The sequence below is a fragment of the Qipengyuania sp. S6317L1 genome (assembly GCF_023015615.1).
GTDB lineage: Bacteria > Pseudomonadota > Alphaproteobacteria > Sphingomonadales > Sphingomonadaceae > Erythrobacter.
Genome location: NZ_JALKAJ010000003.1, coordinates 79,663 through 91,641, shown reverse-complemented (window position 1 = coordinate 91,641; position 11,979 = coordinate 79,663). Strand labels below are relative to the sequence as shown.

Below are 11,979 nucleotides of genomic sequence, written 5' to 3'. Positions count from 1 at the left end.
ACCGCCCTTTCAAAAACTCTTTGAGTTCGCGCTCAGCTCTTAGGAGCGTTCTCGCGGCGCTCAGCGATACGCGCACGCTTACCGGTGCGGCCACGCAGATAGTAGAGCTTCGCACGGCGCACGACGCCGCGGCGCACCACGGTGATGCTGTCAACGATTGGCGCATAGAGTGGGAACACACGCTCCACACCTTCGCCAAAGCTCATTTTGCGCACGGTGAAGTTGGAGCCCATGCCGCGATTTGAACGTGCGATTACGACGCCTTCAAAGTTCTGGATACGCTCGCGTTGGCCTTCGACCACCTTCACGCCGACACGAACAGTGTCGCCTGCGCGAAAGTTTGGAATCTCTTTTGTAACCTTGCTGATTTCTTCAGCTTCGATTTGCTGGATCAGGTTCACTGGTCCGTTTCCTTCTTTTTTCGCCGCGCGCCAGAGGCAGACTGGACCCGAGCGCCACTATAACGCTCCCACAAGTCCGGCCTGCGTAACCGAGTGATTTCTTGCGCTTTGGCTTCACGCCAAGCCGCAATCTTCGCATGATCCCCCGATCGCAGCACTTCAGGGATCGTGCGCCCTTCCCATTCCTGAGGTCGGGTATAGTGCGGATACTCAAGAAGGCCGTCCTCGAACGACTCTTCAGTCCCGCTAGAAGCCGCGCCCATTACGCCGGGAAGCAGCCGAATGCAAGCATCAAGTATGGTGATCGCGGCTGTTTCGCCGCCGGAGAGGACGATGTCGGCCAGGCAAACCTCTTCGATTTGCGGCCGAGCCTCGAAAAGGCGCTCGTCGAACCCCTCAAAGCGGCCGCAAAGGATGGTGACGCCGGGGCCTTCTGCGAGTTCGCGGATGCGGTCTTGCGTGATGGGTTTGCCGCGAGGCGTCATGGCGAGGACGGGAATATCCTCCCCAGCATGGGGAGGGGGACCAGACGCAGTCTGGTGGAGGGGCAGGCCGCGCCCATCCAAAGGTTCCCCTCCACCATCTTCGACGGTCCCCCTCCCCGATCCGGGGAGGATTGAGTCAAGCGCCCGCGCCATCACATCGGCCTTGAGCACCATCCCCGCCCCGCCCCCTGCGGGCGTGCCATCAACGGTGCGGTGTTTGTCCGTGGCAAAGTCGCGCGGATTGGCCGTCTCGAGTGACCAATCGCCACGCTCAAGCGCCTTGCCTGCAAGGCTAGCACCCAGTGGTCCAGGGAACATCTCCGGGTAGAGCGTGAGGATGGTGGCAGCGAAGGTCATGGGTCGATCCATTCGCCGCGTTCGAGCACATTTGCAACATGCGCCAAGGTCAAGCGCTCAAGTTCGGGTTTGCGAGGAATTGCGGTATCGCCCCAAGGAAGACGAAGAAAGTCCCATATGGCCGCCATTGGAGCCAGAATTAGCACGCCCTCGTCGAGACAGACGAATCTTTCCCAAGGCCAGTCGGCCACCCATTCCCCGTACCGTTCAGCTAAGACTTCGGCAAAATCATCAACATCATCGCCGATGATCTTCAAATCTTGATCCAGCGCACTGTCAAGCGTCGCATCGCGAATACCAAAATCCTCCCTCGCCACCCAAAGGACAAAATCTTCGGTCGACAACGGAGTGGGAGGCGACTTTCTACGAGTTGAAAAGAACCCCATCCTTCGCCCTCGTATCCACATTAAGCTCAAACACATCAGGCCGAGAGTAATGGCCATCGGTATCAAGGCTAGTGAGCCCCTGCCCGCGCTCTGACAGGTCGAGCTCAGCGTGCAAAATCTCCTCGCCCTCACCCGCCTTCGCCAACACCCGCGCATCGGGCGCGATAATCATCGAACCACCGCGATTAAGCGCCTCGCCCTCGATCGCCTCGAACAGTTCTTTCGCTTCCGCCGAACCACCAACCCGCTCCAACCCCTCAAACAGGTCATTGCGGTGTTGCACCAGCCCTGCGGCAAGGACAAAGCACCGCCCCTCCATCGCATAATGCCGCGAGGAAATCGCATATTCCGCGCGCACGGTCGGCCATGCGGCAACGTGCACCGCCTCGCCCAGATTGTGCATCGCCGCGCGCGCAAGCGGCATCCAGTGCTCCCAGCAGATGAGATTGCCCACATTGCCCCACTCCGCCTCATGCACACCCAAAGTCGAACCATCGCCGCGCATCCAGATCAAGCGCTCGCCATGGGTTGGCACAAGCTTGCGGTGATCCAATGGAGGCAGGCCCGGGCGAAACAGCAATTGATTGTTGTAAAGGCTCGAGCGAAGCCGCTCATGCGCGCCGATAGAGATGCAGGCCCCGCTCTCATCGCAAAGCTCCTGCAACGGCAGCAGCCGCTCATCACCCGGCACAATCGCCTGATCGAGCATGATCTGGTGGAGCGCCCGCGTCCCCGGATGGTCCCAAAGCGCCGCTCCCGGAGCCTCATCCAGCCACAGCGGATAGCCACCCAGAAACGTCTCGCCAAAGGCGATCATTTGCGCGCCTGCCTCAATCGCTTCGCGCGCAAGGCGGGTGGCTTTCTCAATCCCTCCGGTAAAATCCAGCGGGATGGGCGCCGCTTGGCAAATGGCAACGTTGAGTTTGGTCACAAGAGCCCCTTAAGCGAGCCGCTCACCCCCCGCAACCGCCGCATCCTCCGCCGCCGCAGCCGCCGCCGTCTGAACCATCACCGCCAAAGCCGCTTTCACCACCCGAACCCGCTTGCCGCGCGGCATGGACGGGTTCCCACGGCGTTCCAACAAGGACCCCCGTTCCAAACAGGGCAACAGCAAAACCCGCCTCGTCGGCCTGCGGCGCGCGCTTCAATCGGCTGCCCTCTTCTTCGAGTGACTTGACCACCTCTTGCCCCGCGATGGTGCGGTTTGTGCCAGTGAAGAAGCGAAAAATGCCAAACAGAAATGTCACCACCAACAAGGCGATCAGGAAGCCGGTCGGCTCCCCTTGCGTGGCGCCCGCTTGTTGGCGGTAAAGCCCGATCAGGAAAAGCAGTGCATAGGGGAGCGCGGATAGGAACCGTAGGCGGATGCGCTCTGAGCTATTCATCAAGAGCCCGCGCCGGATCAGACGCGCCTCGACCCGCTCGGCTTGCACTTTGAGCGACGTTCGAGCCTCTGCTGGCGAAAAGTCGCTCACCTTTGCGAGCACTGCCCGCTCAGCGTCGCCCTCGCCTGCATCGTGGCGCCTCACAATCAGCTTTTTCTTCTTGCCTTCCGCAATCGCTCCCTTGGCAAAGAGGGATGAAATGATGGCAACGCTCAGGCGATCAGCGCCGCCTGTCAGCACCGCGACCTCTTCCAGATCCTCTACTGCTCCGCGTCTGCCTGCAGGACGCAGGTTGGCCGGGATCCACAGCCCCGCCGCGACACAGGTCGCTAGCATCACAAAGTAAAAGACGAGAAAGTCGCCACCCGTATAAGAGCTGAAAAATTCCATCAGAAAATCACTCCAATCACAACGGCGATCAGGATACCGAGCACAACCCAGCCCACTGCGCCCATTATCGCAAGCCGCCGGTCAAGGATCATTACATCATTGGGGTTAACGCGAAGCCCCTTTGGATCAACGCCAAAACGCCGCCTTGCGCCCGGCCAGATGTCGGGCGGTGGAGGCTCTGCGAATGCTGCCTCATAGGAACGGAAAGTTTCGGCATATTGATCGTAATAGCGCGTGCGCTCGACCTGCCCCCCTGCGGTGGGACCGTGGTGGAGGTCCTTCCCCAGAACCTTTGGACAAAACTCGCCCCAGTAATCGCGGCTGTATGTCAGGTGCAGGTGCCACACCTGATCGACCGCATCGGACGGCGTGACTTCGTGGCCAGCGGTGCAGGCGAGGTAGCAGAAGCGCTTGTATTCAAGGATTACGCGCTCTGTAAATGAAGATGACCAACGATTTTCGCGCGCAAGTCGCGCGGCAAAGGGAAAAGCTGCGCCTTCAAAGCCTATCTCATAAGCTTCGAGGCGCGCCCAAAGCTCGCTCGTAGTCGCCGATACCAAATCGCCCATGGGCTATTGGTCGGCGAAATCCTCCGCGATGACAAGTTTTGTCGCGTCCCACTCGATCACGGCCTGCTTTGTCATGGGGACCATTATGGCCTTCATGCCCTTAGGCGGCGGGGGATCGAGGGTGATTTCGATGATGTCGGTCGCACCGTAATTCTGGACCGCTGCAACTGTGCCGATCACGCGGCCAGTGTCAGTGTGGGCGGCAAGGCCAATCAGGTCGGCGTGATAATATTCATCTTGCGCAAGATCGGGAAGCTCTTCGCGAGGAACGCTGAGCGTCGTGCCACGAAGCTTTTCTGCCGCGTTTCGCCCAGCAACTTGCGCAAATCGCGCAATCGCACCGCCTTTGTTGTCGGAGCGGATTTTCTGAAGGGTGAGCTCGCCCGAATTGAAGCTTTTGTGAGCCTTCAGGGCCTCAAGCCCTTCCCCCAGCAGTTTAAGGCGAACCTCGCCCGCAACACCGTGCGCACCGGTGATTGCGGCCAGGACGATGGGTTCGTCACTCATAACGCAAACTCCGTTCGCCCTGAACCTGTCAAAGTCAAAGTCGGCGCGTTGCGCCAAGGGCAAGCCGACGAGCCTGCCAAAGGTGCTTTGACACGCTCAGCACGAACGGTGTTTGTCATTGGTAGATTAGTCTTCCGACTTCTCTTCAGCTGCCGCTTCCTCAGCGGGCGCTTCTTCTGCCGCTGCTTCTTCAGCAGGTGCTTCGGCTGCCGCTTCTTCAGCTGCTTTCGCTGCTTCTTCGGCTTCCTTGGCCTTCTCGGCTTTCTCTTCTGCGCGCTCTACGGCTTTCTCGCCGGGCTTGCCCTTGTTCGGGTTGTTGCGTGCATCACGCTCGAGAATGCCAGCGGCATCAAAGAAACGGTGCACACGGTCAGATGGCTGCGCGCCAACCGAAAGCCAGTGACGTGCACGGTCTTCGTCAAGCTTCACGCGCTCAGGATTGTCCTTGGCGAGGAGCGGGTTGTAGGTGCCGATTTGCTCAAGATACTTACCATCGCGTGGGGCACGCGAGTCAGAAACGACGATGCGGTAGTAAGGACGCTTTTTAGCACCACCGCGCGAAAGACGGATTGCAACTGCCATTATAGATTACCTTTCAAGTGTAACTGTCTGTATTCGTGTATTTTTAAATCGTTGAACTATTTCTTCTTGGGACCGCCAAGGCCGGGAAAACCGGGAGGAAGTCCTCCGCCCGAGCCACCCATACCGGGCAGGCCACCGGGCATCTTGCTGCCCATCCCAGGCGGCATCCCGCCACCCCCAGGACCTCCGGCGCCAAACATGGCGGCAAGGCCCTTGAGGCCGCCCATTTTCTTCAACTGCTTCATCGCCTTGGACATTTCCTGATGCATTTTCAGAAGCTTGTTCACGGTCTGCACGTCGGTGCCTGACCCTGCGGCGACACGTTTCTTGCGCTTGGCATTCAGCAGGTTGGGATTGGCGCGCTCCTTGTGCGTCATCGAGCCGATGATCGCATCCATATGGACCAGCACCTTGTCGTCCATGTTGGACGCAGCGAGCGCTTGCTTGGCCTTCTTCATGCCCGGCATCATGCCCGCGAGCATGCCGAGGCCACCCATGTTCTGCATCTGCTTCAACTGCATGCGCAGATCGTTGAGGTCGAATTTGCCCTTCTCAAAGTTCTCGGCAAGCTGGGCTGCCTCTTCCTCTTTGATGGTCGCCGCCGCCTTTTCGACAAGGCTGACAACGTCGCCCATGCCAAGGATGCGGTCGGCAACGGAGGCCGGACGGAACGTCTCGATCGCGTCGAGTTTTTCGCCGGTCCCGGCAAACTTGATCGGCTTGCCCGTGACCGCCCGCATCGAAAGCGCTGCGCCACCGCGCGCATCGCCGTCCATCCGTGTGAGGACCACACCAGTAAGCGGGACTTCGCCGGAGAAGCTTTGCGCGACGTTGACCGCGTCCTGACCGGTAAGGCTGTCGACCACTAGAAGCACTTCGGTCGGTTCAGAAACCTGAGAGACGGCCTTCATCTCGGCCATGAGGGCTTCGTCAACGTGCAAGCGGCCTGCGGTGTCGAGCAGGAGGACGTCGAAGTTCTGGAGCTTGGCGGCTCCCATAGCGCGGCGGGCGATGTCGACCGGCTGCTGGCCCTCGACAATCGGCAGGGTGGCAACATCAACCTGCTCGCCCAGGACCTTGAGTTGTTCCTGTGCGGCCGGACGATTGACGTCTAGCGAGGCCATCATGGCCTTCTTGCCGTGGCGCTCGCGAATCAGCTTGCCGAGTTTTGCCGTCGTGGTGGTCTTACCAGAGCCCTGAAGGCCCACCATCATGATCACAACCGGAGGCGTTGCGTTGAAGTTCAACTCTTCGCCAGCACCTACTTCATCGCCCTCACCCGTGAGCATGGCAACGAGCTCATCGTGGACAATCTTGACGACCTGCTGCCCGGGCGTGACCGATTTGAGCACTTCCGAGCCCACGGCCTTCTCGGTGACCGCGTCGATGAAACGGCGCGCAACAGGAAGCGCAACGTCGGCCTCAAGCAGGGCCACGCGCACTTCGCGCATAGCATCGCGAACGTCTTGTTCCTTGAGACTTCCGCGGCCTTTGAGCTTGTCAAAGACGCCGCCTAAGCGATCGGACAGATTGTCAAACATCTTCAACCACTCCTCTCAGATGTCGATCACACCTGATAAACGCGAAAAACGCCGGCGGACGAAACCTCGTCGGCCAGCGTGCGGAAATCTTCGACAGATAACCGGCTTAATGTCTTTTCGATGCCATCGTGCCGATCTTCGGTTCTGCGCGGAAGCGAAAGTCGTGGGGTTTCGTAAGCCGGAGCGCAGCGATCTAACGGATCGTGGGCACCGGAAGTGCGAAAACCCGCGATTTGCAGCCCGCTCAGGGCCGAAAGGCGGTACGATGGTGGAGCCTAGCGGGATCGAACCGCTGACCTCAACACTGCCAGTGTTGCGCTCTCCCAGCTGAGCTAAGGCCCCATCTCATCGTCGTATCGGCCTTACCAGAGATAAGACCACCCCCTGCGTTCACAAGGGAGCGCTCCCTTAAGAGAGCCCCCTTCGAAACGCAAGAGTAAAATCAGCTATCGTCGCTGTCATCGTCGTCTTTGGCAGCTTTCACGCCAAGATCGTCGTCACCGCCAAGGTCAACGTCATTATCGGGCGAATCCTCTGCGTCATCGATGTTCTCGATGTCTTTGAGATCATCATCCTCATCGTCAGCCGCCAGATCGGTGTCAGCCTCGCCCTTCTTCGCCTTTTCAGGATCGTCGATTGGGATCGGCTGTTTGGATTTGAGCACTGGCTCCGGATACCATTGGTGACCATTAGGGCTGGTCACCGGGTTATCATTGCCAAGATCATAGAAACGCTCGCCCGTTTGTGGGCAGGTGCGCTTTGTTCCCCATTCGGGTTTGGGCATGGATTTTGTCCTTATCTGATCCTGCTTTACTCAGCAGGCAGCAATTCAATAGCAGTAATTTGGGCAGCGCGATGCCGGAATCAAGTCTGCGCGCTGCTTTGATCGGCGCGCGCCTTGCCATAGGGCTTGGCCGCTGTCAAAGACCGGCGCAATATGGCAGCTCATACTTTTTATTCCAGTGCCCCCCTGACCGGTCGCCTGCGCGTCCCGGGGGATAAATCCATCAGCCACCGCGCGCTCATGTTTGCAGGGTTGGCCATTGGCGAATCCCGCATTTCGGGCCTGCTCGAAGGCGAGGACGTCCTCGCGACCGCCGCGGCCATGCGCCAGTTGGGCGCGCAGATTGAGCGACTGGACGACGGAACCTGGCTTGTAAATGGCGCAGGGCTTGGCAGCTTGGTCGAGCCTCGCACGGCGCTCGACATGGGGAATTCGGGCACTTCCACACGTCTTATGATGGGACTGCTGGCCAGTCACGCCATTACTGCCACATTCGTGGGCGATGCGAGCCTTTCGGGCCGTCCGATGAACCGCGTGATCGAGCCGCTCAGCCAGATGGGCGCGTCGTTCGAGGCGTCGAGCGGCGGCACCCTCCCCTGTATGGTGCGCGGCGCGTTTCCTGCTGTGCCGATTACCTATCGCCTTCCGGTCGCGAGCGCTCAGGTCAAGAGCGCGGTGCTTCTGGCTGGCCTGAACACGCCGGGCATCACGACTGTGATTGAGCCGGTTGCGACGCGGGACCACACAGAGCGGATGTTGACCGGCTTTGGCGCGAAGCTGGAGATCGGCGAAGATAGTGGCGAGCGTGTCATCTCCATCCACGGTGAGGCCGACCTCACCGCCATGGACGTGACCGTGCCCGGAGATCCTTCATCTGCTGCATTCTTCCTTGTCGCGGCCAGCATCGTGCCGGGAAGCGATCTTGTGATCGAAAATGTGGGTTTGAACCCGACGCGCGCAGGAATTGTAACAGTGCTCAAGCAAATGGGCGCCGACATTGAGGAACTGAACGCGCGTGAAGTGGGCGGCGAGCCTGTCGCAGACCTTCGCGTGCGACACGCCCCCCTCACCGGCATCGAAGTCGACCCGGCAATCGTGCCGAGCATGGTCGATGAGTTTCCCGTGCTGTTCGTCGCCGCAGCGTTCGCTGAAGGCACGACCGTTTGCACCGGTTTGGAAGAACTGCGCGTGAAGGAAAGCGACCGTATATCGGTTATGGCCGCAGCCCTCACCGCAGCCGGAGCGCGAGTTGAGGAACAAGAAGACGGCCTCACCATCCACGGCACGGGCGGCGAGCCCCTTCGCGGCACTTCCAACGCGAGAGTGAAAACGCACCTCGACCACCGGATTGCAATGAGCATGGCGGTTGCGGGTCTTGCGAGCAAAGACGGTGTTGAGATTGACGATACAGCGCCGATAGCGACAAGCTTTCCGACATTTATGCCAATGCTCAAGGATGCCGCGAAGTGACCACTCCGCTCGATATCTACTCCCTCATCGGCTTCGTCGGCACGGCGTGCATCATCGGGGCCTATGCCTATTTGACCTATGTCGACAAACCCAACCCCTTTATCCTGCACGGGACCAATCTGACCGGAGCCGCGCTCCTCACGGTCAGCCTGCTTGTGCACACCAACTGGCCCAGCCTTGTGCTGGAAGGGTTTTGGGCGGCCATCGCGATATTCGGATTGGTGAAAGCCTTGCGAGCGCGCACACCAAGCGACAAAAGAATGCAATGATCCGCACGATCCTGAGCCTTGGCAAGACACCGGTGAGCCGCCGAATTGTGGCTGCCCTTGTGCTTCTTGCTGCGGCCATCGGGGCCTCGATTATTCGAAAAGAGGGTCAGGTTCTAACGATTGATATGGCATCAAATCTCGTCATAGCAGGCATTGCATTTGGCCTCTTGCACCTGCGCTGGCGAAAGCGGGAAGCCCGCGATCTGACGCCCACAAAGCTCAAGGACACATTTTCATGATCATCGCCGTCGATGGCCCCACCGCCTCTGGCAAAGGCACCATTGCCAAACGCCTCGCTGCGCATTTCGGCGTGCCGTGCCTCGACACCGGACTCCTTTACCGCGCGGTTGGCAGGCAGGTGGCGATCAATGGAGGCGACCCTGACAATGAAAAGGATGCGCTTGCAGCCTGCGATTTCCCCGATGCGCTGATGGAGGACGATATCCTTCGCACCGAAGACTCGGGAGGTCTTGCAAGCCGTGTCTCGGTCCATCCCGCCGTTCGCGAGGCTCTGTTCAAGCGCCAGCGCGCCTTTGCCGAACAACCGGGCGGCGCGGTTCTCGACGGGCGCGACATCGGCACTGTCATTGCGCCTGATGCGGACGTCAAACTCTTCATCACCGCCAGCGTCCAATCGCGCGCGCGCCGGCGCTGGCTGGAGATGGTCGACAAGAAACTCGACCACGAAGAGGAAATTCCCCTTTCAGAAATCGAGAAGGATGTCGTCGCCCGCGATGCTCGCGATATCAACCGCCGCGATGCGCCGCTCAAAGCTGCATCAGATGCCATGGTGATCGACACCACAAGTTTCGACCGCGAGCAGGCGTTCGAACTGGTGCTGGAGGCGGTTCAAGAGGCTCTTGGCAAGACGTGAATTCGCTTGCATTCGCACCCCTTTCGGGCTAGGCGCGCGCCCGTTCAAGACATCGGTAACGATGAACAGAACCTTCGCTCGTGCATTCGGCCTTGCGGAGATGTCGGCCTCTTGCCCTGCTAGCCCTCGCAATGGTGCGTGGGAGGCAGTTTAAGACCCGGAGAAAAACTCCGTGGCCGGTAACAAACAAAACCAAGGATTAGCCACGCTTTATGGCAACCTCACCTAACCCAACGCGCGACGATTTCGAAGCGCTTCTTAACGAACAACTCGGCGGCGCCGGCGACGAAGGCTTTGAAGGCCGTGTTGTCATGGGCACGATCACTGCAATCGAAGCAGGTCACGCCGTAATCGACGTAGGTCTCAAGAGCGAAGGCCGCGTCAACCTCAAAGAATTCTCGCGTGGCGAAGACGAGCACGGCCTTTCGGTCGGTGATGAAGTCGAAGTTTACGTCGACCGCGTTGAAAACGCTGACGGCGAAGCCATGCTGTCGCGTGACCGCGCCCGCCGCGAAGCGGCTTGGGACAAGCTCGAGAACGAGTTTGGCGAAGGCAAGCGCGTCGAAGGCCGCATCTTTGGCCGCGTCAAAGGCGGCTTCACCGTCGACCTCGACGGCGCTGTTGCGTTCCTTCCCGGCTCACAAGTCGACATCCGCCCAGTGCGCGACGTCACGCCGCTTATGGAAGTGCCACAGCCCTTCCAGATCCTCAAAATGGACCGTCGCCGCGGCAACATCGTTGTTTCGCGCCGTGCCGTTCTTGAAGAAACCCGCGCCGAACAGCGCAGCGAGCTCATCAGCGATCTGGCTGAAGGTCAGGTCATCGACGGCGTGGTCAAGAACATCACCGATTACGGTGCCTTTGTCGACCTTGGCGGCATCGACGGCCTCCTCCACGTTACCGACATGAGCTACAAGCGCGTCAACCACCCGAGCGAAGTGATCGCTATCGGCGACACCGTGACGGTTCAGATCGTGCGTATCAACGCCGATACCCAGCGCATCAGCCTTGGCATGAAGCAGCTTGAAAGCGATCCATGGGATGGCGTTGCTGCGAAATACCCGGTTGGCATGAAGCTCACCGGCCAGGTGACCAACATCACCGAATACGGTGCATTTGTTGAGCTTGAAGCGGGCATCGAAGGTCTTGTCCACGTCTCTGAAATGAGCTGGACCAAAAAGAACGTTCACCCGGGCAAGATCGTCAGCACCTCGCAAGAGGTCGATGTGGTTATCCTCGAAGTCGACAGCGAGAAGCGTCGTATTTCGCTTGGCCTCAAGCAGGCTCAAGGCAACCCATGGGAAGAATTCGCAGAGAAATTCCCAGTGGGCGCGGAAGTCACCGGCGAAGTCAAGAACGCAACCGAATTCGGCCTGTTCATCGGTCTCGATGGCGACGTCGACGGCATGGTTCACATGTCCGACATCGCATGGGGCATCTCTGGCGAGGACGCACTGGCGCTTCACCGCAAGGGCGAAGAAGTCAAAGCGGTTGTTCTCGACGTTGACGTTGAGAAAGAACGCATCAGCCTCGGCATGAAGCAGCTTGAAAAAGGCGCTCCAACCGAAGCAGGTGCCGCAGCAGCCGGCTCGCTCCGCAAGGGCGAAACCGTCACTGTCACCGTTCTCGAAGTTCGCGATGGCGGCCTCGAAGTTCAGGTTGGCGACGATGGCGCAACCGGCTTCATCAAGCGCTCTGACCTTGGTCGTGACCGCGACGAGCAGCGTCCAGACCGCTTCCAGGTTGGCAGCAAGGTCGACGCAATGGTCACCGGTTTCGACCGTTCGAAGAAGCCAAACTTCTCGATCAAGGCGCGTCAGATCGCCGAAGAGAAAGAAGCAGTGCAACAGTTCGGTTCGTCCGATTCTGGCGCATCGCTCGGCGACATCCTTGGCGAAGCGCTCAAGGGCAAAGAAGACTAAGTCTTCCGCCCCACTAACAAACAGGAAAGGCCCGCTTGCGAGTTCGCAGGCGGGCCT

The 11,979-nt window shown here is 59.5% G+C and carries 15 protein-coding genes and 1 tRNA gene; 5 read left to right on the top strand and 11 right to left on the bottom strand.

Going from position 1 to position 11,979, the window contains the following annotated elements:
• Positions 1-32: 32 nt before the first annotated feature.
• The 11 genes from rplS to MWU38_RS08065 form a co-directional block, all read right to left on the bottom strand.
• The gene (rplS, locus tag MWU38_RS08115) at positions 33-401 is read right to left on the bottom strand and encodes a 50S ribosomal protein L19 (RefSeq protein WP_305040806.1); all 369 of its coding nucleotides are present in this window, start codon (positions 399-401) and stop codon (positions 33-35) included.
• Positions 398-1,243, bottom strand: coding sequence for a tRNA (guanosine(37)-N1)-methyltransferase TrmD (trmD, locus tag MWU38_RS08110; protein WP_247271350.1), 846 nt, complete (start codon positions 1,241-1,243; stop codon positions 398-400). The genes rplS and trmD overlap by 4 nt, the downstream gene beginning before the upstream one ends.
• On the bottom strand, positions 1,240-1,629 hold the full coding sequence (locus MWU38_RS08105; protein WP_247271349.1) for a hypothetical protein: 390 nt from the start codon (positions 1,627-1,629) through the stop codon (positions 1,240-1,242). The genes trmD and MWU38_RS08105 overlap by 4 nt, the downstream gene beginning before the upstream one ends.
• Positions 1,607-2,560 carry a carbon-nitrogen hydrolase family protein gene (locus tag MWU38_RS08100; RefSeq protein WP_247271348.1) on the bottom strand — a complete coding sequence of 318 codons (954 nt, stop codon included), beginning with the start codon at positions 2,558-2,560 and terminating at the stop codon, positions 1,607-1,609. Before MWU38_RS08100 ends, MWU38_RS08105 begins: the two co-directional genes overlap by 23 nt.
• Before the next feature lie 22 nt (positions 2,561-2,582).
• Positions 2,583-3,404, bottom strand: coding sequence for a TIGR04222 domain-containing membrane protein (locus MWU38_RS08095; protein WP_247271347.1), 822 nt, complete (start codon positions 3,402-3,404; stop codon positions 2,583-2,585).
• Positions 3,404-3,973 (bottom strand): hypothetical protein, encoded by a 570-nt coding sequence (locus MWU38_RS08090; protein WP_247271346.1) that lies wholly within the window; start codon positions 3,971-3,973, stop codon positions 3,404-3,406. The genes MWU38_RS08095 and MWU38_RS08090 overlap by 1 nt, the downstream gene beginning before the upstream one ends.
• 3 nt (positions 3,974-3,976) lie before the next feature.
• Positions 3,977-4,480, bottom strand: a complete 504-nt coding sequence (gene rimM / locus MWU38_RS08085; RefSeq protein WP_247271345.1) for a ribosome maturation factor RimM — start codon at positions 4,478-4,480, stop codon at positions 3,977-3,979.
• A gap of 126 nt (positions 4,481-4,606) precedes the next feature.
• Positions 4,607-5,062, bottom strand: coding sequence for a 30S ribosomal protein S16 (gene rpsP, locus MWU38_RS08080; RefSeq protein WP_247271344.1), 456 nt, complete (start codon positions 5,060-5,062; stop codon positions 4,607-4,609).
• Positions 5,063-5,118: 56 nt separating this feature from the next.
• Positions 5,119-6,603, bottom strand: a complete 1,485-nt coding sequence (ffh, locus tag MWU38_RS08075; RefSeq protein ID WP_247271343.1) for a signal recognition particle protein — start codon at positions 6,601-6,603, stop codon at positions 5,119-5,121.
• Positions 6,604-6,869: 266 nt separating this feature from the next.
• Positions 6,870-6,945 (bottom strand) — tRNA-Ala (locus MWU38_RS08070).
• A gap of 100 nt (positions 6,946-7,045) precedes the next feature.
• Positions 7,046-7,387, bottom strand: coding sequence for a TIGR02300 family protein (locus tag MWU38_RS08065; protein WP_247271342.1), 342 nt, complete (start codon positions 7,385-7,387; stop codon positions 7,046-7,048).
• Positions 7,388-7,540: 153 nt separating this feature from the next.
• Here MWU38_RS08065 and aroA point away from each other — a divergent pair, with 153 nt between their 5' ends.
• The 5 genes from aroA to rpsA all read left to right on the top strand — a co-directional run bounded on the left by aroA (position 7,541) and on the right by rpsA (position 11,922).
• Positions 7,541-8,857, top strand: coding sequence for a 3-phosphoshikimate 1-carboxyvinyltransferase (gene aroA / locus MWU38_RS08060; protein WP_247271341.1), 1,317 nt, complete (start codon positions 7,541-7,543; stop codon positions 8,855-8,857).
• Positions 8,854-9,126, top strand: coding sequence for a permease (locus MWU38_RS08055; RefSeq protein WP_247271340.1), 273 nt, complete (start codon positions 8,854-8,856; stop codon positions 9,124-9,126). The genes aroA and MWU38_RS08055 overlap by 4 nt, the downstream gene beginning before the upstream one ends.
• A complete protein-coding gene (locus MWU38_RS08050; protein ID WP_247271339.1) occupies positions 9,123-9,365 on the top strand; it encodes a hypothetical protein in 243 nt (80 codons plus the stop codon). Before MWU38_RS08055 ends, MWU38_RS08050 begins: the two co-directional genes overlap by 4 nt.
• A complete protein-coding gene (cmk, locus tag MWU38_RS08045; protein ID WP_247271338.1) occupies positions 9,362-10,000 on the top strand; it encodes a (d)CMP kinase in 639 nt (212 codons plus the stop codon). The genes MWU38_RS08050 and cmk overlap by 4 nt, the downstream gene beginning before the upstream one ends.
• A gap of 212 nt (positions 10,001-10,212) precedes the next feature.
• Positions 10,213-11,922: a 30S ribosomal protein S1 gene (gene rpsA / locus MWU38_RS08040; protein WP_247271337.1), complete on the top strand. Its 1,710-nt coding sequence runs from the start codon at positions 10,213-10,215 to the stop codon at positions 11,920-11,922.
• The last annotated feature ends 57 nt before the right edge of the window (positions 11,923-11,979 follow it).